The sequence below is a fragment of the Nocardia sp. NPDC057440 genome, assembly GCF_042802915.1.
Taxonomy (GTDB): domain Bacteria; phylum Actinomycetota; class Actinomycetes; order Mycobacteriales; family Mycobacteriaceae; genus Nocardia.
Genome location: NZ_JBHVDF010000012.1, coordinates 211,490 through 233,535 on the forward strand (window position 1 = coordinate 211,490; position 22,046 = coordinate 233,535).

A 22,046-nucleotide genomic window follows, 5' to 3' on the forward strand; every position below is an offset into this window, starting at 1 on the left:
TTACTCGATGCTTTGTTTTCTTTGTTTTTTTTACAAAATACAACATCACAACCACCCCGGGGGGGGGTGGGGGGGCCGCCCCCCGGGGGGGGGGGGGGGGGGGCGCGGGGGGGGGGGGGGCCCCCCCCCCCCCCCCCGGGACGTCCGAAGAGGACGAGCTGCATGAGTAGGGCCACCCGGGCCGGGGATGCGATCGGCTCGGTGCCGAAGGAGCGGCCGAGATCGACTACCAACGCGAACGCCGCATGAACAAGGAAGCGGGCCTCCGCGGGCGACAGCTCGCCGCGCACCTCGCGCACCAGTCGAGCCCACTCCTCCACGCTGAGCCGCTGAATATTTCGCAGCACCGCTCGTTCCTCCGCCGGAACATGCTGGAATTCCGTGTAATACACGAACGTCAGCGCACGCTCGGCGAACGAGCCTGCCACATACTGCTCGATCAGCGCGGTGATGGCCGCCTCGGCGTCGGGCGCGGCGGCCACCGCGGGACCGATCGCACCCGAAACCCGATCGGCGGCCCGCCGAAATGCGGCGGCCAGCAGATCGCTCTTGCCGCGGTAGAAGCGATACACCGCGGAAGCCGCCGAAAGTCCTGCGGCAGTGGCGATCTCTTCGACGCTGACATTCGGGTAACCGCGATCGTGGAAGAGCTCGACCGCCTTGCGCAGCAGCAGCTCGTGTTTGAACGAATCCGGGATCTCCACCGCGGGCACCGGGTCCGCCACCGCCTGCTCCGGCGGCAGTTCCGCTGCGCTGATCGCCATACCGGCCGAATTCAAAAGGCGGGCAAGAGATTTCGCGGGCAATGTCGCGTGATGGTCGGCGATGCTCGTGATCGCGCTCAACATGGCCGCGCGCAGCACTCTGACGTCGTTGTCGCTGAGCGCGGGGCGCACTGTCGCGAGCTGACCGCCGAGCGCGCCGACGACGGTCAGCTGCTGTTCGGTGAGCACCTCGAGGTCCTCCGGCTCGAGGTAGCGCCCTTCCCAGCGGACCAGGGTCACCGTGGCGCGATTCTCGATCGTCACGGCGATCAGCGAATCGAGCACCTCGCGCAGCCGCTGCTCGGGCGAGGTGTCCGCGGCAGCCTCAGGCAGCTCGACGGACTGGGTCATCGCGGTGCCCACCCGCAGCAATTCCTCCCGGAATAGCGCGTACTTGCTCGGATAGTGCCGGTACAGCGCCGCCGAGCTGATGCCGAGCCCGGAGGCGATGTCCTCCATGCTGACGCCGTGATACCCCAGCGCGCCGAAAGCCGCTGCCGATGCCGCGGCGATCTGGGCGCGCCGATTCTTCGGTCGACGCCGGATCTCGCGTGGTGCCGGGTCGCCGCTGACCGCCTTGCGCGCCGTACGGCGATTGTCGACACTCATGCCGACAATGGTAACGACCTGGCGGTCCCCATGATTTGCCCAGGTCGCGGTCAGACATCAGGCCCAGCGGACGCTAATGGTTTAACGTTTGATTTCTGCTTGATGTGGGAGGCTGAGCAATGAGTGCTCAACAAATCGCGATCGTCCTCTATCCGGGGATGACCGCGCTGGATGCGATCGGGCCGTACGAAGTGCTGCGGTTCGTGCCCGGCACCGAGATCAGGTTCGTCGGACACGAGCCGGGGCCGGTGATCACCGACAGCGGAGTACTCGCCCTCGGCGTGACGCATACCTTCGAGGAAACTCCCGCACCGCAGATCATCGTTATTCCCGGCGGTCCCGCCGCCACTGCCATCGCCAGCGATAAACGTGTCCTCGGCTGGTTGGAGGCGGCGCACGAAACCACCACGTGGACCACATCGGTCTGCACCGGCGCGCTGGTCCTCGCCGCCGCGGGGCTGCTCGACGGAAAACCCGCCACCACCCACTGGGCCGCACAGGGCGCGCTCGGCCTGCTGGGCGCCAAACCCCAGCGTGACCAGCGCATCGTGCACACGGACCGCATCGTCACCGCGGCGGGCGTTGCCGCAGGCATCGACCTCGCCCTCTGGTTGGTCGGTGAAACCCACGGCCGGGAACGCGCCGAAATCATCCAGCTCGACATCGAATACGACCCACAGCCGCCTTTCGATGCGGGCCACCCGAGCAAAGCCTCCGCCGTAGTCTGCCGCAAGGCGTTGGCCGACCAAGCCAGGATGGCCCCAGCCCTGCGGCGCAGCGAATCGTTCGTCCTGACCATCACTGGAGCTCAAAAAGCTCTGTGGCGCAGTACGATTCGACGCATCCGTAGCTGATTGCCCGTCCAGGCCCGAGATGCGGCGCGGCAGGCTGGTGCCGAAACCTCCACCACGCAGACGCTATCGCAGATGGGTCGAGTCCGCGGCGCCAGCGGCGCCGACTTGGGGCGTATTGAACAGGGAGTTCGAGCGTCCGCAGGTGTCAGTCCGAGCAGGACGGTCGGGCCGGTCCGATCCACTGTGATTCGGACCTGATTCGTCTTCCCAAATGTGGCAAAGGGCTTGGCGCGCAGCGTCTCATCGCTCTGCGATGATCACGCGTAGAGGGGCGGTCGACTGAACGCCGTGACCGATCCAGGACTCGAGCGCGACGAGGAGTCAACCGGTTGAGTGCATCGCAATCGAACGCCCAGGCCGCGACCTGTCCGGTTCCGCATCTCGACTCACCGGTGAACCCCGATACCGAACGTGTCCCGCTGTATGCCCCGGAGTTCGCTACCGATCCACATGTCGCCTATCGAGCATTGCGCGACCGCTATGGCTCGATGGTGCCGGTGGACGTCGCCCCTGGCGTGCCTGCCACTTTGGTGATCGGATACCGAACCGCGGTGCGGATCCTGCACGATCCGGAACGCTTTCCTGCCGATCCGCGCACCTGGGAGCGAGACCTCCCCAGCGATTGCCCGGTACTGCCGGTGATGGGCTGGCGTCCGAACGCGCAGCACAGTGCCGGCCTCGAACACCACCGCTACCGGCAGGTCAATACGGCCAGTCTGAATTCTGTCGATCGGCACGCCATGCATGCCACTGTCGAGCAGATCGCCGTGCCGCTGATCGACAGCTTCTGCGAAACCGGTACGGCCGACCTGATCAGCCAATACGCTTTTCCGCTCGTTTTCGATGCCGTCAATGCCTTGCTCGGCTGTCCGCCGGAAATCGGCCGCCGGATCGCGGCGGGCATCTCGGCTGTTATCGAGAGCGTCGACTCCGCGCAGGGCAACGCGATGCTCGCCGAGGCGTTGATGGAGTTGGTCGCGCTCAAACGCGAACAGCCGGGTGACGATGTCGCTTCGCGGGTGTTGCAGCATCCGGCCGCGCTCGATGACATGGAGGCGCTGCATCAGCTCGCCGCCCTCTACGGCGCGGGGAGTGAACCGCTACAGAATCTGATCGTCAAAACCATCCTGCTGATCCTGGTCGACGACCGGTTCGCGGGGGATGTCCTGGACGGCAGACTCTCGACCCGAGATGCTCTCGACGAAGTCTTGTTCAACGATCCACCGTTGGCGAATATGTGCTTTACCTACCCCAAGCAGCCGATTCTGATCGACGATATCTGGCTGCCCGCCAACCAGCCGGTCATCATCAGCATCGCCGCCTGTAATGATGACCCGGCGGTGAATACCGGCGACCGGGTGGGCAACCGCTCGCATCTGGCCTGGAGCATCGGACCGCACGCCTGCCCGGCCCAGTCGGTGGGCTACCAGATCGCCGAGGACGCCATCGACCAGCTGCTCGACGCATTGCCGGAGCTCAAACTGGCCATCCCCGCTGACGAATTGGTATGGCGGCCAGGGCCGTTCCACCGCGCCCTGACCGCGCTACCGGTCACGTTTCCCCCGTCATCGGCGTCGACGACGCTCTAACGCAGCGCGGCGTACCAATCGAGCAGGTCCGGGTTGTCGACGGCGCTGCGCTCGACGACGCGGGCCGGGTCGGCGCCTTGGAAGAGCTTCTTGATCGGGACCTCGAGTTTTTTGCCGGTTCGGGTATGCGGAATGCCGGGGGCGACAAGGATTTCATCCGGTACGTGGCGCGGGGAGACCTCGGTGCGGATGGCGGTGTTGATGCGTGTCTTCAGCTCGTCGGTGAGCTCGGCGCCGGGGGCGAGGACGACGAACAGCGGCATCCAGTAGCCGCCGTCGGGCTGTTCGGCCCCGATGACAAGCGCCTCGGTGATCTCGGGCAGGCGTTCGACGGATTGGTAGATGTCGGCGCTGCCCATGCGGATGCCGTGCCGGTTGAGCGTGGAGTCGGAGCGGCCGTGCACGACGACGCTGCCGCGGTCGGTGATGGTGATCCAGTCACCGTGGCGCCAGACGCCGGGGAACATGTCGAAATAGGCGTCGTGGTAACGGGTTCCGTCGGGATCGCGCCAGAAGCGCACCGGCATGGAGGGCATGGGCGCGGTGATGACCAGCTCACCGACTTCGTCACGGACCGGATTGCCGCCGGGGTCGAAAGCTTCTAGTGCGACGCCCAGGTAGGGGGCGGACAGTTCGCCGGGCCAGGTGGGCACCGTGCGCGCGCCGCCGATGAAGGCGGAGACCACGTCGGTGCCGCCGCTGATCGAGGCGACTTGCACGTGCTCGCCGACATTGTCGCCGAGCCACACGGCCGAGGAGGGCGGCAGCGACGAACCGGTGATGCCGACCTGGCGCAGCGCGGAAAGGTCGTGATCGGTGCGCGGCACCGCACCGGCCTTGATGCAGGCGAGCACATAGCCGGGGCTGGTGCCGAGCACAGTCGCGCCGACCTGAGCGGCGTGGTGCCACAGCGCATCCGGGGTGGGGTAGGTCGGGCTGCCGTCGTAGCAGACGATGGTCGCGCCGACGAGCAGACCGGCGATCTGGAAATTCCACATCATCCAGCTGGGGCTGGTGTACCAGAAGAAGGTGTCGTCGGGCCCGATATCCGCCTGCAGGGCAACGGCTTTGAGGTGCTCCAGCACGACGCCGCCGTGGCCGTGCATGATGCCCTTCGGCAAGCCCGTGGTGCCGGAGGAGAACACGATCCACAGCGGGTGGTCGAAGTCGACGGCCGCGGTCTCGATGACGGCGGCTTCGGTCTCGGCATTGGCGATGGCCTCGCGCCACGACAGCGTTTCCGGGACTTCCAGGCCCAGCTGGGCGACGGCGACGGTGGCCTTCAGCGTGCCGAGTCCGGCTTGCAGTGCCGCGATATCGTCGCGCTTGTCGTGGGCCTTGCCGCCGAAGCGGTATCCGTCGGCCGTGACGAGCACCGTCGGTTCCAACTGGCCGAGCCGATCGAGCGCGGCCTTGGGCGAATAGTCCTGCCCGCAGGCGCTCCACACCGCACCGATGCTCGCGGTCGCCAGGAACGCGATCACCGCCTCCGGGATATTCGGCAGATATCCCGCCACCCGATCGCCCGGCCGCACGCCCAGCGAGCGCAAAGTGCGCGCGAAGGCCGCGGTGCCGTCGATCAATTCGGTCCAGGACACCGCGCGCGGCGAACTATCCTCGGTGATCTGCACGATGGCGGGCCGGTCGGTGCGGAACTGGCGAACAACTTGGTCGACATAGTTCAGCCGAGTACCGGGAAACCACTGTGCGCCAGGCATTTCGGTGCTGGCGAGTACCTCGCCGCCGATCGCGCCGAGCTCGAAGTAGTCCCACACCGCGTGCCAGAAACCGGGCAGGTCGTCGACCGACCATTGCCACAGTGCCCGGTAGTCCGGCGCGGACACACCCGTGCGAGCCGTCACGAACTTCGCGAAGTCGGTGATTCTGGCATCGGCGATATCGCGCTCGGTCGGCACCCATTGTGGTTGCACCGCACTACCTCCTGGCTCGGCTCTTTGTTGAATCAGCTGTGGGGGGCCGCACGCCGCACGATCTGTTCGGCATGGCGCAGCACCGGCGCATCGACCATCCGGCCTTCGAAGGCGAAGACTCCCCGGTGTTTGGGCACCTCATCGAGTACCCGCCTGGCCCAGTCGATTTCGTCCTCGGACGGCGCGTATGCCGCCCTGATGACCGGAACCTGGCTCGGATGAATGGCCACCTTCGCGTCGAAACCGATCGCGACCGCGTCCAGCGATTCCGCCCGCAGTCCGTCGAGATCGCGGAAATTCAGGTACACCGAATCGAGGGCGAACTTTCCGTACGCCTTGGCCGCGAGCAGCGAGGTGGACCGAACATGCCGTGCCACATCGCGATAACTGCCGTCGGCATGCCTGCTCGAGTTCCCGCCGAGCCCGGCGACCAGATCCTCGGCCCCCCACATCACGCCGATCGCATTGCGCGCCATCGCGGCCCGGCCGACCGCGAGCGCGCCGAGCGGCGATTCGATGAGCGCGATCACGTCGTACTCCGACAGTGCGGTGAGTTGTTCGGCGGATTCGCATTTGGGCAGCATGATCCGTCGATACGCGGTGCGTTGCAGAGCCGCGAGATCCAAGTCGTGGTCCTCGGTGCCGACGGCATTGATTCGCACGACGGTGGTCTCGGGATCGAGCGGGGTCTCGGCCAGTGCCTCGCGCGCCGCCGTCTTGTCACCGGCGGCCACGCCGTCCTCGAGGTCGAGGATCACCACATCGGCTGCGGCCGCGGCCTTTTCGTAGCGTTCGGGGCGATCGGCCGGGCAGAACAGCCACGCCGGACCCGACATCTCCCAGCTCATGCCCGGCTCGGATCTTTGCGTACCAGCGTCTTGCGCACCGCCGTCGCGACGATGTCGCCATGCTGATTGCGTGCGGTGTGCGCGAAGGTGGCGATGCCCTCGCCGGGGCGGCTCTTCGACTCCCGCTTGTCGGTAACCACCGTCTCGGCGTACATGGTGTCGCCATGGAACAGCGGCTTCGGGAAGGCGATCTCGGAGAAGCCGAGGTTGGCGACGATGGTGCCCTGCGTCAGTTGCGCGACCGAAAGGCCGACCAGGGTGGAGAGGGTGAACATCGAATTCACCAGGCGCTGGTGGAACGGCGGCAATTGCTCGCTGAACGCCGCATCCAGGTGCAGTGCCTGGGTGTTCATCGTCAGCGTGGTGAACAGGACATTGTCGGCCTCGGTGATGGTGCGGCCCGGCCGGTGTTCGTACACCACGCCGGTCTCCAGCTCCTCGAACCACAGGCCACGCTGCACAATCCTGCGCGGCTGCGCCGGTGCGTTCACAGCCCCAGCTCCCGCCCGATCAGCATCAACTGCACCTCCGTTGTGCCCTCGCCGATCTCGAGGATCTTGCTATCGCGATAGTGCCTTGCCACAGCGTATTCGTTCATGAACCCGTAGCCGCCGAAGATCTGGGTGGCGTCGCGGGCGTTGTCCATCGCCGCCTCGCTGGCCACCAGCTTCGCGATCGCGGCCTGCTTCTTGAACGGCTTCCCCGCGAGCATCAGCGCGGCCGCGTCGTAGTAGGCGGTGCGTGCGGCGTGCGCGCGCGCCTCCATGCGGGCGATCTTGAAGGCGATGGCCTGATTGCGGCCGATGGGCCTGCCGAAGGCCTCGCGGTCCTTCGCGTAGCGCACGCTTTCGTCGACGCAGCCCTGCGCGGCGCCGACCGACAGCGCGGCGATGGCGATGCGGCCCTCGTCCAGGATGCGCAGGAAGTTCGCGTAGCCGCGGCCGCGTTCGCCCAGCAGGTTCTCCGCGGGCACCCGCACGTCGGTGAAGCTCAGGGGGTGGGTGTCGGAGGCATTCCAGCCCACCTTGTTGTAGGCGGGCTCGGCGACGAAACCGGGGGTGGTGGTCGGCACCAGGATGGTGGAGATCTCCTTCTTGCCGCCCGACTGGCCGGTCACCGCGGTGACCGTCACCAGTTCGGTGATGTCGGTGCCGGAGTTGGTGATGAACTGCTTGCTGCCGTTGATGATCCATTCACCGCTGTCGAGCGTGGCGGTGGTGCGGGTGCCGCCCGCATCGCTGCCCGCGCCGGGTTCGGTCAGCCCGAACGCGGCGAGAGCGCGGCCGCTGGTGAGCCGAGGCAGCCATTCCTGCTTCTGCTCGTCATTGCCGAAGCGGTAGATGGGCATCGCGCCGAGCGACACTCCGGCCTCGAGTGTGATGGCCACGCTCTGGTCGACCTTGCCGAGTTCCTCCAGCGCCAGGCACAGCGCGAAGTAGTCGCCGCCCATTCCGCCGAACTCCTCGGGGAACGGCAGGCCGAACAGGCCCATCTCCGCCATGCCCGCGACCACCTTGTAGGGGAAGGTGTGGTTCGCGTCGTGTTCTGCCGACACCGGCGCCACCACCGACTGCGCGAAATCACGCACGGTCATGGCAAGGTCGCGATAGTCGTCGGGCAGTGTGCCAGTGGACAGGAAGTCGGTCATCGGGTGTTCGGCGCGGATACTCCCTTGTTCATGGGGGAGAGGAAGCGCCATTCTCCTTTCAGAGGTTGGGTCGCGAGGATTTCTCGGTGGCGTCGGTCAGGTTGTCGAGTCGGCGGTATTGGTCTCGGTAGGCGCGGCGGGCGCGGCCTCGGCAGGCGCCGCGGTGATGCGCGCGAGGGGCTGGCCGAGTCGCACCTGGTTACCCGGCTCGACAAGCAGTTCGACGGTGCCCGCGATCGGCGCGGTGAGCGAATGCTCCATCTTCATCGCCTCCACGACCACCACCGGTGCTCCGGCGGCCACGACCGCGCCGGATCGGACCGGCGCCGCGATCACCGAACCCGGCATGGGGCTGACGATCTCGGCGTCGCCGACATGTTCATCGCCGCCGCGGACCTTGACCTCCGCCAACTCCCGCAGCGCGGTGACGCCGCCGGGTCCGGCCACCCAGAGCTGTTCGTCGTGTTCGGCGACGCGGTATTCGCGCCGCAGCCCGGCCAGTGTGAGGGTGAGCGCACCGGCGGTTGCCGAGCTCTGCGCGACGAAAGCGGCGGACAGCGAGGCCGATTCGCCGTCTCCGACCCGCACCACCGCCGCATCCGGCGTCCCGGTCAGGTACACGTGCTCGATGCGATCGCCACCGGCCAGCCGGATCGGTGTCGGCGCGGCAGCACCGATCCGCCACCCGGAGGGCACCGCCCATGGGTCGCCCGCCGTGCTGGGCCAGCGCCGCAGCCAGTGATAGGTCGCTGCCGCGATGAGGTCGTCATCGGTGACCGGCGCGGGGTGGAAGTCGGTGACCCGGCGATCGAGCAATCCGGTGTCGAGCTTGCCCGCGACCACATCCGGATCGGCCAGCAGAAAGCGCAGGAACTCGATATTGCTCGTCACGCCGAGCAGCACCGTATCGGCAAGTGCCCGATCCAGTTTCGCGAGTGCCGCGCCCCTGTCGCTGCCGTGCGCGATGACCTTCGACAGCATCGGGTCGTAGTCGCTGCCGACCACGGTGCCGATCCGCAGCCCCGAATCCACCCGCACGCCATGGCCTTCCGGCTCCGACAGGTCGAGCACGGTGCCGCCGGTCGGCAGGAATCCGCGGCCGGGGTCCTCGGCATACACCCTGGCCTCGATCGCATGCCCGACGAGCCGAATCTCGTCCTGCTCGACGATGAGCTTCTGCCCGGCCGCGATGCGAACCTGGCATTCCACCAGGTCGACGCCGGTCACCAGCTCGGTGACCGGATGCTCCACTTGCAGGCGGGTATTCATCTCCATGAAAAAGAATTCGTCCGGCCGGTCGGCGGAGACGATGAACTCGACAGTGCCCGCGCCGACATAGTTCACGCTGCGCGCCGTATTGCACGCGGCGGCGCCGATACGGGCGCGAGTGTGCGCGTCCAGCAGCGGCGAGGGGGCTTCCTCGACCACTTTCTGATGGCGGCGCTGCAGGCTGCATTCCCGTTCGCCGAGATGGATCACCTGGCCGAACTGGTCGGCGAGGATCTGCACCTCGATGTGCCGTGGTCGCGTGACGAACCGTTCCAGGAACAGGGTGTCGTCGCCGAACGCCGCACCCGCCTCGCGACGCGCGCTCGCCAGCGCGCTCGGAAGCTGTTGCGGCGCTTCGACCAGGCGCATGCCCTTGCCTCCGCCGCCGGCCGACGGCTTGACCAGCACCGGATATCCGATATCCGTGGCCGCGGCGATCAGTTCCTCGTCGGTGAGGCCGGGCCGGGCGATACCGGGCACCACCGGCACGTCGAAGGCCGCGACAGTGTTCTTGGCCGCGATCTTGTCGCCCATGATCTCGATGGCCCGCGCGGGCGGGCCGAGGAAGACGATGCCCGCCTCCGCCAGCGCCGCGGCGAAGGCGGCATTCTCCGAAAGGAATCCGTAGCCGGGGTGCACGGCCTGCGCTCCGGTACGCACGGCGGCCGCCACCACCTTGTCGATGGCGAGATAACTCGCCCTGGCCGGGGCCGGACCGAGTCGCATGGCGACATCGGCCTCGTGGACATGCCTGGCGTCGGCGTCGGCGTCGCTGTACACCGCGACGGAGCGAATTCCCAAGGCGCGCAGGGTACGAATGACCCGCACCGCGATCTCGCCGCGATTGGCCACGAGCACGGTGTCGAATTCGACGGGTTGAGAATTGTTCAGCATCGCGCTCACATCCGGAAGACGCCGTAGGAAACGGGTTCGAGCGGCGCCTGCGCGCAGACCGAAAGGGCAAGTCCGAGCACGGTTCTCGTATCGGCGGGGTCGATGACACCGTCGTCCCAGAGCCGCGCCGTCGAATAGTACGGATTGCCCTGGTGCTCGTACTGGTCGCGAATCGGCGCTTTGAACGCCTCCTCGTCCGCCGCCGACCACGGCTGTCCGCTGCTGTCGAGTTGATCGCCGCGGACCGTCGAGAGCACCGAGGCCGCCTGTTCGCCGCCCATCACCGAGATCCTGGCGTTCGGCCACATCCACAGGAAGCGGGGCGAATACGCGCGTCCGCACATCGAGTAGTTGCCCGCGCCATAGGAACCGCCGATCACCACCGTGAGTTTCGGCACCCGCGCGCACGCCACCGCGGTGACCATCTTGGCTCCGTGCTTGGCGATACCACCCGCCTCGTAGTCACGGCCGACCATGAACCCGGTGATGTTCTGCAGGAACAGCAGCGGGATCTTGCGCTTGTCGCACAGCTCGATGAAATGCGCGCCCTTCATGGCGGACTCGCTGAACAGCACGCCGTTGTTGGCGACGATGCCCACCGGATGCCCGTGGATGTGGGCGAACCCCGTCACCAGTGTCTTGCCGTATTCGGCCTTGAATTCATGAAAGCCGCCGTCGCCGTTCGATCCGCCGTCGACGAGCCGGTTGATCACCTCGCGGACGTCGTAGGGTGTGCGCAGATCGACCGGCACCACGTCATAGAGCTCGGATTCCGGCGCTGCGGGCGCGACGGTGGGCAGCACTTCCCACGGACCGGCCGGGCGCGGGCCGAGCGTGGCCACGATGCGGCGCACGATGCGCAGCGCGTCCTGGTCGTCCTCGGCCAGGTGATCGGTGACGCCCGAAGTGCGCGAGTGCAATTCACCGCCGCCGAGCTCCTCGGCGGTCACCACCTCACCGGTCGCCGCCTTCACCAGCGGCGGCCCGCCGAGGAAGATCGTGCCCTGATTGCGCACGATCACCGCCTCGTCGCTCATCGCGGGTACATACGCGCCGCCCGCGGTGCACGACCCGAGCACCGCGGCGATCTGCGGGATCGCCTTGGCGCTCATGGTCGCCTGGTTGAAGAAGATGCGGCCGAAATGCTCCCGATCGGGGAACACCTCGTCCTGGTGCGGCAGATACGCGCCGCCGGAGTCGACGAGATACAGACAGGGCAGCTGGTTCTGCAGCGCGATCTCCTGTGCGCGCAGATGCTTCTTCACCGTCATCGGGTAGTAGGTGCCGCCCTTGACGGTGGCGTCGTTGGCCACGATGACGCACTCGCGCCCGGACACCCGTCCGATGCCGGTGATGATTCCGGCGCCGGGGGAGTCGTCGCCGTACATCCCGGTGGCGGCCAGCGGGGAGAGTTCCAGGAATGGGCTACCCGGATCGAGCAGCTGATCCACCCGTTGCCGGGGGAGCAGCTTGCCGCGTGCCACATGACGTTCCCTGGCCTTCGCGGGCCCGCCGAGCGCGGCTGTCGCCAGCCGTGCGCGCAGGTCGTCGGTCAGCGCCTGATGCGCCGTGCGGTTGTCGACCGCCGTTTCTACTGCCGTCATCACGCTGTCCTGCCATCCAGTTAGTCGCCGATAACTGGAATTCAGGTTAATCTTGATTAACCGAGATGTCCAGGTCGGCCGAAAGGAGCGCGTGTGACCAGCCTCGAACCTGTCGCGCTCACCCGCAGGGAGCAACTGAAAGCGCAGCGCCGCGCGCAGCTGAAGGAGGCGGGCGCGCGGCTCATCGCCGAGCGTGGGTTCCTCGGCATGCGCCTCGACGACCTCGGCGCGGCCGTCGGCATCAGCGGTCCCGCGGTCTACCGTCACTTCCCCAATAAGGAAGCGCTGCTCGTCGAACTGCTCGTCGGTGTCAGCCAGCGGCTGCTCGACGGCGGGAAGGCGGTGGTGGCGCAGACGGGATCGGCGGACGAGGCGCTGGCCGGCCTCGTCGACTTCCATCTGGATTTCGCGCTCGGCGAGCCCGAGCTCATTCGGATCCAGGACCGCGACCTCGACAACGTGCCCGCCGCCGCGCGCCGCGAACTGCGTCGCACCCAGCGGCTGTACGTGGAGATCTGGGTCGCGGTCCTGCGTGACCTGCATCAGGATCTGCCCGAGGAGACCGCACGCGTACAAGCGCACGCGGCCTTCGGCCTGATCAACTCCACCCCGCACAGCGCGACCTCCGCCACCTCGACCCGCGCCCGCCCGGTTCTGCGCCGGATGGCGCTCTCGGCGCTGGGGTGAGGATTCACCGTGCGCTCCACCCGCCGTCCATGGTGTAGGAAGCGCCGGTCACCATGCCCGCGTCGGCGCAGGCGAGCCAGCCGACCAGGGCGGCGACCTCCTCCGGTTCGACGAGACGTTTGATCGCGCTCTCGGTCAGCAGCACCTGCTCGAGCACCTGCTGTTCGGCGATTCCGTGCGCCTTGGCCTGATCGGCGATCTGCTTGTCCACCAAGGGTGTTCTGACATAACCGGGATTGACGCAGTTACTGGTCACCCCGTGCCCGCCGCCCTCGAGAGCGGTCACCTTGGACAGCCCCTCCAGCCCATGTTTGGCCGTCACGTACGCGACCTTGTATTCGGACGCGCGCAGACCGTGCACCGACGAGATGTTGATGATCCGGCCGAACCCCTGCCGGTACATGTGCGGCAGCGCCGCGCGAATGAGCAGGAACGGCGCTTCGACCATGAGGGTGAGCAGGTCACGGAACCGCTCCGGTGCGAAATCCTCGATCGGGCTGATGCTCTGCACCCCGGCGTTGTTCACCAGGATGTCCACCTCGAGCGCCAGGTTCTCCAATGCGGCGACATCGAGAAGGTCCACCGCCCAGGCTTTTCCGTCGAGTTCGGCGGCCAGTGTTTTCGCGCCGACGTCATCGATGTCGGCGATGGTGACCCGCGCGCCGCGTGCGGCCAGTGCTCGGGCGCACGCCGCGCCGATGCCACTGGCGCCGCCGGTGATCAACGCCGAACGTCCTGTCAGATCGGTCATGAGGCCTCCACTCGGGTGGTTTCGGCTGGGGTCGAAGTGGCCGGCGCTGCTGCCGCCTCGGCCGCGAGGGTTTCGGCGTCGGCGAGGTCGACGCTCTCCAGGTCGATGCCGCTGGTCTCCCTGGCGAAGTAGACGGCGATCGCGGTGACGGCGGCGGCACCGGCCAGATACCAGGCGATCGGGACGGCGGAACCGAACGTGTCGAGCAGCCGCACGGCGATGATCGGCGCGAGCGACCCGGCCACGATCGAGGTGACCTGATATCCCAGTGACACACCGGAATAGCGCATCCGCGTCGGGAACATCTCCGCCATGATGGCGGGCTGTGCGGCATACATCAGTGCGTGGAACACCAGGCCGATGATGATCGCGGACATGATGACCGCGTTGTGCCCGCTGTCCATCATCGGGAACGCGAAGAAGCCCCAGGTGCCCGCGGTGATCGCGCCGACGAAGTAGACAGGCCGCCTGCCGAATCGGTCGCTGAGCCTGCCCGCCAGCGGGATGGCGAGCAAGTGCACCGCGTGCGCGGCAAGCAGCCACCAGAGGATCGTCTTGGTGTTGATGCCGACATGCACCTTCAGATAGGTGATCGTGAATGTGACGACCAGGTAGTACATGATGTTCTCGCCGAAGCGCAGGCCCATGGCGGTGAAAACACCACGCGGATAACGCTTCAGCACCTCGAGGACGGTGAACGAGCTGGCCTTGATCCGCTCGACCTGCTGCTGTGCCTCGACGAAGATCGGCGCGTCGGTGACCTTCGTCCGGATGTAGTAGCCGACGAGCACCACGACCGCGGACAACCAGAACGCGACCCGCCAGCCCCAGCTGAGGAACGCCGCGTCCGAGAGCGTCGAGGTCAAGGTCAGCAGCGCGACCGTGGCGAGCATGTTGCCCGCTGGCACGCCCGCCTGTGGCCAACTCGCCCAGAAACCGCGGCTCTTGCTTGGACTGTGTTCGGCGACGAGCAGCACCGCGCCACCCCATTCACCGCCGACCGCGAAGCCCTGGATGAATCGGAGCGTGACGAGCAGCGCGGGAGCCCAATAGCCGACTTGGCCGAAGGTCGGCAGGCAGCCCATCAGGAACGTCGCGCTGCCCACCAGCAGCAGGCTGAACTGGAGCAGCTTCTTGCGCCCGTAGCGGTCGCCGAAGTATCCGAAGACGATGCCGCCGAGCGGGCGCGCGGCGAAGCCGACCGCGTAGGTGACGAAGGCGGCGAGGATGGCGTCGAGGTCGCTGGTGTCCTTCGCGAAGAACACTTTGCTGAAAACCAGCGTCGCGGCGGTGCCGTAGAGGAAGAACTCGTACCACTCGACGACCGTGCCCGCCATCGACGCGGCCACCACTCGCCTGAGACCCGCCGGCACGCCGCCGGGATCGCTGCCCGTCGGCCGCAACGCATTTCGCACGCTCATCGAACTTCTCCTTCATGACCGGGGCCACATCTGGACGTCAAATGTGACGGCCCCCACAATTTCATGGTCAGACCGAGTATTCGTGCAGATATCTAGGACCGCAATGCCCAGATGTGCACGAGGTATCTGCGAGAATGCAGATATGAACCCGGTGCCTTCGGGACCCCATCGCCCGAGCGCGGATGATCTGCTGGTTCTGCTCGCGGTAGGCAGGTCCGGTCGCTTCGTGTCGGCGGCCGAAGAACTCGGCATCAACCACACCACGATCTCGCGCCGAATCGCCGCGTTGGAGCAGACACTGGGCGGGCGGGTGCTCGCCCGCGCCACCGGCGGCTGGGAGCTCACCGACCTCGGGCGGGAGGCGCTGGCCGCCGCCGAGGTCGTGGAGTCGGCCGTCAAGTCGCTCACGGTCGACGCGGGCGGTGCGCGGGTGCTGGAAGGCGTGGTCCGGCTTTCGGCGACCGACGGTTTCAGCGCCTACCTCGCCGCGCCCGCCGCCGCCGAAGTACGGCGGCGACATCCGAAGATCGCCGTCGAGATCGTGGCGACGACACGGCGCGCGTCCCAGCAGCGTTCGGGACTGGATATCGAGGTGGTGGTGGGTGAGCCGCAGGTGCATCGCGCGAAGGCGATGCGCCTCGCCGACTACTGCCTAGGGCTCTACGGATCCAGGGACTATCTGCGGGAACGCGGAACGCCACTCGACATCGATGATCTGGCGCGTCACCCGCTGGTCTACTTCATCGATTCGATGCTGCAGGTCGACGATCTCGATGTGGCCTCCAGCTTCGTGCCCGCGATGCGCGAATCGGTGACATCCACCAACGTTTTCGTGCATGTCGAGGCGACGCGGGCGGCGGCGGGGCTCGGCTTGCTGCCCTGCTTCATGGCCGACCGGCACGACGACCTGGTGCGCGTGCTCCCCGACGCGGTGTCGATTCGGCTCACGTATTGGCTGGTCACCCGCACCGAGACGCTGCGACGACCAGAAGTGGCCGCGGTGGTCGACGCGATTCGAATACGGGTGCGAGAACAGCGCGACGCACTGCTCGGCGTGCGGTGAAATCACCAGTCACAGCCGCGGCCCGATTCCGTTGTCAGGCAACGCGGGTGATGGTGCGGTCGATGTCGAGGGCGCCGTCGACCATGCGATAGACGGCATTCATCTGATGCAGGTGGGTGCGGTCGTGGGTGACGAGCAGGGTGGCGGTGCCGTGGTCGTGGACGGCGGTGAGGATCAGGTCGATGATGGCGGCGCCGCGTTCGGTGTCCAAGGCGCTGGTCGGCTCGTCGATGACCAGGAGCGCGGGGTCGTTCATCAGCGCGCGAGCGATATTGACACGCTGGCGTTGGCCGCCGGAGAGCTGAGCGGGGCGCTTGGCGTGCTGGTCGGCGAGGCCGACGGCGTCGAGGAGTTCCATTGCCTTGGTGCGGGTTTCGCGACGACGGGACGGTGGGGTGACAAGGCGCTGGCCCAGGCGTGACATCACCTCGAGTTGTTCGGTCGCGGTGAGGGCCGGGATCAGATTCGGCTGTTGGAAGACGATGCCGATGGACGAACGGCGCAGCGCGGCAGCCTCGCGTCGGCTCAGTGTTGCGAGATCGACTGTGCCGTCCGCTGTTTCGAGATGGATCTGGCCGGAGTCGGGCCGGATCAGTGTCGAGACGGCCGCGAGGAGGCTGGATTTGCCCGAGCCGGAGGGCCCGGTGATGGCAGCGATATCGCCGCCTGCCACGTTCAGGTTCACGTGGTCGAGCGCGGTGAGTCTGCCTGCGCCGTCCGGGTAAGTGAGGGTGATGTCGTCGACGGTGAGTGCGGTGGCGGTCATCGGGTGTTCGGCGCGGATACTCCCTCGTTCACGGGAGAGGAAGCGCCATCCTCCTTTCAGAGGTTGGGCTGGGAGGATTTGTAGGCGACGGGTGAAGCGGATTGCGCTGAGAATCTCCCGCCTTCACGCAGGAGAAGCGTTGCGGGTCTAGCGGCTTCGTGGGTCAGCGCGCCGCGTTGAGCGCGGTGAGCGGGTCGGTGGTGAACAGGAAGCGCAGGGCGAAGGCCGCGCCGAGCAGGCCGAGTGCGATCAGGGCCACCGCGGGCAGCAGGGTGGTCGTGAGTGCGAGGACAAACGGCAGCGCATCGCCCATGAACGCGGCTGCGGCAACCGTGATTCCGAGGCCGATCGCGACACCGGCGGCCAGTACTGTCGCGGCCTGCGCGAGTGCGTCGCGAACCAGGGAACCGGATGTCGCGCCGAGTGCTTTCAATGTCGCGATATCGGGAGCGCGCTGGACCGTCCACACAGTGAAGAAGGCCCCGATGACCAAGGCCGAGATGGCGAATAGCAGCACCGTCATCAGTGTCAGAGAACCGTTTTCGGCTTGGTATGCGCTCAATGCCGACAGCGACCCGGAGACGGTGGTCGTGCTGGTGTGGGCCGTGGTGTCGACAGCGGACATATTCGGGATGCCGGACACCGCGAGCACCGTGGCGGCGCCGCCGCGCGGGCTCACCGACTGCCAGTCCGCCAGCGTCGTCCAGACCACCGGAGTGTGGCTGTACCAGTCGTCGCCGCCGACGGACGCCACGGTGAAGGTTCCGGTGCCGAGGGTGACGTTGTCACCGGCCCGTGCGTCGAGAGCCTCGGCCGCGCCGGAGCTGAGCACCACCGTGCCCGGCTCGGTTGCGACACGATTGCCGAAAGCGGCTCCCGCGGCGCCGAACAGGGCAACCTGTGCGGACTCGGCGTCGCCGCGGCCGGTCACCGCCGCCTCGGCATGACTGATGCCGACCGGGTCGACGGCGCCGTCCCGGCCCGCGGCCGCCCGCCAGGTCTCGACCTGTCGGCTGGTCAGCGCGGAGGCGTCGAACGAGGGATCGGACCCGGTGTCGGCGAACACGATGGCGTCGGCGGAGATCGCCTCGATGGCCGAGATGTTCTGATGCGCGAGCCCGGCCGTGAGCCCGCTGAGGAAGCTCACCAGCACCGCCACCAAGGTGACGACCAGCGTGATGAGCAGGAAACGACCGCGTGCGGCCCGCAGATCCCGGAGTGCGACGAACATGCCTCCACCCTGCTGTGCGCCGGTCCCGCTGCCATCGCGCACGCGATGGAGCACGGGCCGATCGAACGTTGGCTGGTGTTTTACGCCTTTCGATGGATGCCGTTCAGGTTGCCGCACATAAGCTGGCAACGTGCACTCGTCGCCGCTCACCCCTGTCTTCACCGCGCTGCGGTTGGGGCTGCATGTGCTGGTGACAGCGTTGGCGGTGTTGACAGCCGTGCGGGCGCTGCTGCCGGGCGCCGAGCATCCGGCCGCGGTGCTCACGCTGACCGTGGCATTCCTGGTGACCTACTTCGCGGGCGCGCTACCCGGCTCCAGTCCTCGGGCGATCCGGCTCTGGCTGCTGACGCTCACGGTGCTGTGGCTCGGTCTGGTCGTGGTCGCGCCCGATGCCGGATACCTCGCCTTCGGTATGTTCTTCCTCTACCTGCACCTGTTGCCGCGTGCGTGGAGTCTGCTCGCGGTGGCGACCGCGGATGTGGTGGCGGTGGTGGGTTTCGGGCTGCACCGTGGCTGGTCGGTGGCGGGCGTGATCGGCCCGATCCTCGGCGCGGCCGTTGCGGTGGGGATCGGGCTCGGCTATCAGGCGCTATTCCGCGAGTCCGCCGATCGTCAACGGTTGATCGACGAATTGCTCAGCACCCGAGCGACTCTCGCGGATCAAGAGCGCACCGCGGGCAAGCTGGCGGAGCGGGAACGATTGGCGCAGGAGATCCACGACACGGTCGCGCAAGGGCTGAGCAGTATCCAGCTGCTGCTGCACGCGGTGGAACAGGCATCGCCGGATCATCCTGCACTGCACCGGATTCAGCTCGCCAGAGAGACGGCGGCCGAGAATTTGGCCGAAACGCGAAGGCTGATAGCCGAATTGACGCCCGCCGCGCTGGAGGGGCAGTCGCTGGCTCAGGCGTTGGAACGAATCTGCCTGCGGGCCGAGGGGCCAGGGCTGACCAGCCAGATGGTGATCGAAGGCGTCCCCGAACGGCTGCCCATGCCCGTCGAGGCCGCGTTGGTGCGCATCGCCCAGGGTGCTGTTTCGAATGTCGTCCGCCATGCCGCCGCGAGCCGGATGCGGCTCACCCTCACCTACGCCGACACCGACGTATATCTCGACGTGGTCGACGACGGCACGGGCATCGACCCCGACGTACTGGAGCGGGCCCCGTCGGGAACCTTCGGTTTGGCGGCTATGCGCAGCCGGGTGGAGCAGCAGGGCGGCACGCTGGCGGTCGAGTCCGAACCCGGCCATACCGCCGTCACGGCCTCGTTCCCGCTCGACCCGGGCCCAGTCGAGTCGAATTCCACTACGTCCCTGGCAGATTCAGCCGAATTCGGTTCGGCCGACCAGCGGGATCGCTCATGATCAGACTGCTCCTGGCCGACGACCACGCCATCGTCCGCGCCGGACTTCGTGCCCTGCTCGAGAGCGGTGACGAAATCACCGTTGTGGGTGAGTCGCCCACCGCCGAGGCGGCCGTCGCCTTCTGCACGACAACACCGGTCGACCTGGTGCTGATGGATCTGAGCTTCGGCCGAGGTCGCTCCGGCGTCGACGCGACCACCGAACTGCGCGCCCTGCCCACCCCGCCGAACGTCCTGGTAGTCACCAACTATGACACCGACGCCGACATCCTCGGCGCGATCGAGGCGGGTGCCTGCGGCTATATCTTGAAGGACACCCCGCCCACCGAATTGCTCGCCGCGGTCCGCTCGGCGGCCGCGGGGGAGAGTGTGCTGTCGCCCGCAGTGGCCTCCAAACTGATGACCCGGGTCCGCCGAGCCGACACGACGCTGAGCCCACGCGAGATCGAGGTGCTGCGCCTCGTGGCCGACGGCCGATCCAATCGGGAAATCGCCAAGGAGTTGTTCCTCAGCGAGACCACCGTCAAGTCCCACCTCGTGCACATCTACGCCAAACTCGGCGTCCGCTCCCGCACCTCCGCCGTCGCCCGCGCCCGCGAACAGGGCGCGATCTAGTCCGGGGTGTGTGGACAGCGGCGAGGTCGGGGCAGGGGCTTTAAGGTGTGATTCATGGCCTCACTATCGGATCCTGATGTGCGCGAATTCCTGTCCAAGGGCACCAAGACAGCGAAGGTGGCGTTGGTCGCCGCTGACGGTCGTCCGATCGTGACGCCGGTCTGGTTCGTTCTCGAGGGCGAGGAGATGGTGTTCAACACCGGCAAGGGCTCGGCCAAGGGCAAGGCTTTCGCTCGCGATCCCCGGATCGCCGTGTGCGTGGACCTCGAGGAGTCGCCCTACGGCTCGGTCCAGATTCAGGGCACCGTCACCCTGTCGGAGGACCTCGACGAACTCGTCCGCACCGCCACCGAAATCGGCGGCCGCTACATGGGCGCCGACCGGGCCGAGGAATTCGGCAAGCGCAACGGCGTCCCGGGAGAGCTCGTGGTGCGGGTGCGGCCGACCAAGGTCATCGCGCATTTCGACGCGACTGCCTGAGTCATGAGGGCCGAGGAGGCTGCATAGACTCGGCCGCATGACCGTGCACTTCATCGGGGCCGGACCCGGCGCCGCCGACCTCCTGACGGTGCGCGCCGTGCGGCTGCTGCAGACTTCACCGGTCTGCCTGTACGCGGGCACCTATCTGGACCCGGAGGTGCTCGCGCACTGCGCGCCCGACGCCGAACTGGTCGACACCCAGCATCTGGATATCGACCAGATCATCGGCCACCTCGTCCGCGCGCACGAAGCAGGCAAGGACGTCGCCAGGCTGTGCTCCGGTGACCCTTCGATCTACTCGGCGCTCACCGAGCAGACCCGCCTCCTCGACGCCCACCACATCCCGTGGGACGTCACCCCGGGCGTTCCCGCCTACGCCGCGGCGGCCGCCCTGCTAGGTGCCGAACTGACCGTCCCGGAACTCGTCCAATCGGTCGTGCTCACCCGAACCCAGGCTCGTTCGACGGCGATGCCCGAATCCGAGGCCTTGGCGAACTTCGCCCACACCGGCGCGACCGTGGTTCTGCATTTGGCCATCACCAGGATCCGCACGCTCGCGGCCGAACTGGTCGCCGACTACGGCGCCGACTGTCCGGCCGCGGTGGTGTATCGCGCGAGCCAGCCACAGCAATTGATCCTGCGCGGCACCCTCACCGACATCGCCGACCAGGTCGAAGCGGCGAATCTGAGGCAGGCCGCGATCATCCTCGTCGGCAGGGCCCTCACCGAAGCGCCGCTCTGCGCACGTTCACACCTCTACGATCCAGCACGCAGCCGCCCGGTCTCGAGTTGATCGACGGTCTATTCGTCGTCAGCGTCGAGCCAAGCCCCGTTGAGCAGATCGGCGGGTAGGTAGTCGGACTCGATCTCGATCGACATGCCGACAGCGCGAGCGAGGATCGCGATGGCCAGGGGTGCGGTCGCGACGAAGCCCACGGGATTTTCGGCGAGCTCCGGCACTTCCCAGTAGGTGCGGTGCATGGTCAATGCCTCGGCGAGAGCGTTGTTGAAATTCTCCGCGTCGCGCCGAAGCAGGTAATAGAACATCTGCACGGGGGGAAACGCGATGAGCAGCATGAAGTCCCGGGGTGCGTATCGCGCTGCCTCGGGCTCGGTCAGCCGCATGACCGTCTTGAACAATTCGGCCGGAACTTCCTCGTGCCGGAGAAATCGCTGCACGGTTTCCAGCCAGGGGTAGATATAGTCGTCGACCTGGACACCACTGGCGCGAATCGTGTACTGACCGACCGCGCACAGCTCCTGAATACGCTGCTGGTTCTGGGTGATGACCGCGAGCCACGCCGCGCCGATCCAGTCGGTCGGGCCGCTGCGGCGATTGGGGCCGAGCGCGGGCAGTTCATGCGGCGCGTCGAGGGTGTAGCGCACCGTGCCATCGGAGATCCGGGAGGCGGCGAAGACCGCGTTCGCCGCCTGCGATGCGAGTACGGCCGCATGCCACGTGTCTTCGTCGCAGGCTCGGGGGTCGACAGCCAGCAAGTACCGCAGCCGATCGGCCGTCCGGCGACGGACAGCGCTGAGCGCGTCGGCGTCGTTGTCGATGTCCTCGAGTGCCGAGGAAATCAACGTTCGACCGGTTTCGGCCTTGCGGCGGGCAAAGTCCAGGTCGATGTGGTGTCTGGGAACACTGCGCATCCCGCTG

The 22,046-nt window shown here is 67.1% G+C and carries 20 protein-coding genes; 8 read left to right on the forward strand and 12 right to left on the reverse strand.

Translation table 11 applies throughout. The features are described from left to right. On the reverse strand, positions 1–1,373 hold a 1,373-nt coding region (locus tag ACFU4Z_RS24580), incomplete at its 3' end, for a TetR/AcrR family transcriptional regulator (protein ID WP_379066846.1). Between the two features lie 119 nt (positions 1,374–1,492). Between ACFU4Z_RS24580 and ACFU4Z_RS24585 the strand changes: the two genes are divergently transcribed. Together ACFU4Z_RS24585 and ACFU4Z_RS24590 are read left to right on the forward strand one after the other, a co-directional pair. Next, positions 1,493–2,227: a DJ-1/PfpI family protein gene (locus ACFU4Z_RS24585; RefSeq protein WP_379066848.1), complete on the forward strand. Its 735-nt coding sequence runs from the start codon at positions 1,493–1,495 to the stop codon at positions 2,225–2,227. A 329-nt stretch (positions 2,228–2,556) separates the two neighbouring features. After that, positions 2,557–3,816 carry a cytochrome P450 gene (locus ACFU4Z_RS24590; protein ID WP_379066850.1) on the forward strand — a complete coding sequence of 420 codons (1,260 nt, stop codon included), beginning with the start codon at positions 2,557–2,559 and terminating at the stop codon, positions 3,814–3,816. Here the strand turns inward: ACFU4Z_RS24590 and ACFU4Z_RS24595 are convergent. The 6 genes from ACFU4Z_RS24595 to ACFU4Z_RS24620 all read right to left on the reverse strand — a co-directional run bounded on the left by ACFU4Z_RS24595 (position 3,813) and on the right by ACFU4Z_RS24620 (position 12,010). Beyond that, positions 3,813–5,747: an acetoacetate--CoA ligase gene (locus ACFU4Z_RS24595; RefSeq protein ID WP_379066852.1), complete on the reverse strand. Its 1,935-nt coding sequence runs from the start codon at positions 5,745–5,747 to the stop codon at positions 3,813–3,815. The genes ACFU4Z_RS24590 and ACFU4Z_RS24595 overlap by 4 nt on opposite strands. Before the next feature lie 32 nt (positions 5,748–5,779). Then, the gene (locus tag ACFU4Z_RS24600) at positions 5,780–6,595 is read right to left on the reverse strand and encodes an HpcH/HpaI aldolase/citrate lyase family protein (RefSeq protein WP_379066854.1); all 816 of its coding nucleotides are present in this window, start codon (positions 6,593–6,595) and stop codon (positions 5,780–5,782) included. Beyond that, complete coding sequence (locus ACFU4Z_RS24605; protein WP_379066856.1) at positions 6,592–7,086, reverse strand: MaoC family dehydratase; 495 nt, start codon at positions 7,084–7,086, stop codon at positions 6,592–6,594. The genes ACFU4Z_RS24600 and ACFU4Z_RS24605 overlap by 4 nt, the downstream gene beginning before the upstream one ends. Further along, on the reverse strand, positions 7,083–8,243 hold the full coding sequence (locus ACFU4Z_RS24610) for an acyl-CoA dehydrogenase family protein (RefSeq protein WP_379066915.1): 1,161 nt from the start codon (positions 8,241–8,243) through the stop codon (positions 7,083–7,085). Before ACFU4Z_RS24610 ends, ACFU4Z_RS24605 begins: the two co-directional genes overlap by 4 nt. Before the next feature lie 96 nt (positions 8,244–8,339). Next, positions 8,340–10,406 (reverse strand): acetyl/propionyl/methylcrotonyl-CoA carboxylase subunit alpha, encoded by a 2,067-nt coding sequence (locus tag ACFU4Z_RS24615; RefSeq protein ID WP_379066858.1) that lies wholly within the window; start codon positions 10,404–10,406, stop codon positions 8,340–8,342. Positions 10,407–10,411: 5 nt separating this feature from the next. After that, positions 10,412–12,010, reverse strand: coding sequence for a carboxyl transferase domain-containing protein (locus tag ACFU4Z_RS24620; RefSeq protein WP_379066860.1), 1,599 nt, complete (start codon positions 12,008–12,010; stop codon positions 10,412–10,414). Between the two features lie 93 nt (positions 12,011–12,103). Here ACFU4Z_RS24620 and ACFU4Z_RS24625 point away from each other — a divergent pair, with 93 nt between their 5' ends. After that, entirely contained in the window at positions 12,104–12,697 is a 594-nt protein-coding gene (locus ACFU4Z_RS24625; protein WP_379066862.1) for a TetR/AcrR family transcriptional regulator, read from the forward strand. A gap of 4 nt (positions 12,698–12,701) precedes the next feature. Here ACFU4Z_RS24625 and ACFU4Z_RS24630 read toward each other — a convergent pair whose 3' ends face one another. Then, on the reverse strand, positions 12,702–13,448 hold the full coding sequence (locus ACFU4Z_RS24630) for a 3-hydroxybutyrate dehydrogenase (RefSeq protein ID WP_379066864.1): 747 nt from the start codon (positions 13,446–13,448) through the stop codon (positions 12,702–12,704). After that, on the reverse strand, positions 13,445–14,869 hold the full coding sequence (locus ACFU4Z_RS24635) for an MFS transporter (protein WP_379066866.1): 1,425 nt from the start codon (positions 14,867–14,869) through the stop codon (positions 13,445–13,447). Before ACFU4Z_RS24635 ends, ACFU4Z_RS24630 begins: the two co-directional genes overlap by 4 nt. Positions 14,870–15,011: 142 nt before the next feature. Between ACFU4Z_RS24635 and ACFU4Z_RS24640 the strand changes: the two genes are divergently transcribed. Next, a complete protein-coding gene (locus ACFU4Z_RS24640; protein WP_379066868.1) occupies positions 15,012–15,932 on the forward strand; it encodes a LysR family transcriptional regulator in 921 nt (306 codons plus the stop codon). 34 nt (positions 15,933–15,966) lie between these two features. Here the strand turns inward: ACFU4Z_RS24640 and ACFU4Z_RS24645 are convergent, their stop codons facing one another. Together ACFU4Z_RS24645 and ACFU4Z_RS24650 are read right to left on the reverse strand one after the other, a co-directional pair. Next, complete coding sequence (locus ACFU4Z_RS24645; RefSeq protein ID WP_379066870.1) at positions 15,967–16,698, reverse strand: ABC transporter ATP-binding protein; 732 nt, start codon at positions 16,696–16,698, stop codon at positions 15,967–15,969. A 163-nt stretch (positions 16,699–16,861) separates the two neighbouring features. Continuing rightward, positions 16,862–17,929: an ABC transporter permease gene (locus tag ACFU4Z_RS24650; protein ID WP_379066872.1), complete on the reverse strand. Its 1,068-nt coding sequence runs from the start codon at positions 17,927–17,929 to the stop codon at positions 16,862–16,864. Positions 17,930–18,059: 130 nt separating this feature from the next. On the opposite strand from ACFU4Z_RS24650, the gene ACFU4Z_RS24655 reads away from it, so the two are divergent. Genes ACFU4Z_RS24655 through cobM form a run of 4 tightly spaced genes read left to right on the forward strand, consistent with a single transcriptional unit; the run spans position 18,060 to position 21,179 of the window. Beyond that, positions 18,060–19,292, forward strand: coding sequence for a sensor histidine kinase (locus ACFU4Z_RS24655; protein WP_379066875.1), 1,233 nt, complete (start codon positions 18,060–18,062; stop codon positions 19,290–19,292). Continuing rightward, positions 19,289–19,906, forward strand: coding sequence for a LuxR C-terminal-related transcriptional regulator (locus ACFU4Z_RS24660; RefSeq protein ID WP_379066877.1), 618 nt, complete (start codon positions 19,289–19,291; stop codon positions 19,904–19,906). The genes ACFU4Z_RS24655 and ACFU4Z_RS24660 overlap by 4 nt, the downstream gene beginning before the upstream one ends. A gap of 54 nt (positions 19,907–19,960) precedes the next feature. Continuing rightward, positions 19,961–20,386 (forward strand): PPOX class F420-dependent oxidoreductase, encoded by a 426-nt coding sequence (locus ACFU4Z_RS24665; protein WP_379066879.1) that lies wholly within the window; start codon positions 19,961–19,963, stop codon positions 20,384–20,386. A 37-nt stretch (positions 20,387–20,423) separates the two neighbouring features. Beyond that, on the forward strand, positions 20,424–21,179 hold the full coding sequence (gene cobM, locus ACFU4Z_RS24670; protein WP_379066881.1) for a precorrin-4 C(11)-methyltransferase: 756 nt from the start codon (positions 20,424–20,426) through the stop codon (positions 21,177–21,179). A gap of 8 nt (positions 21,180–21,187) precedes the next feature. Here cobM and ACFU4Z_RS24675 read toward each other — a convergent pair whose 3' ends face one another. After that, on the reverse strand, positions 21,188–22,039 hold the full coding sequence (locus ACFU4Z_RS24675) for an immunity 49 family protein (RefSeq protein WP_379066883.1): 852 nt from the start codon (positions 22,037–22,039) through the stop codon (positions 21,188–21,190). Positions 22,040–22,046 lie beyond the last annotated feature (7 nt).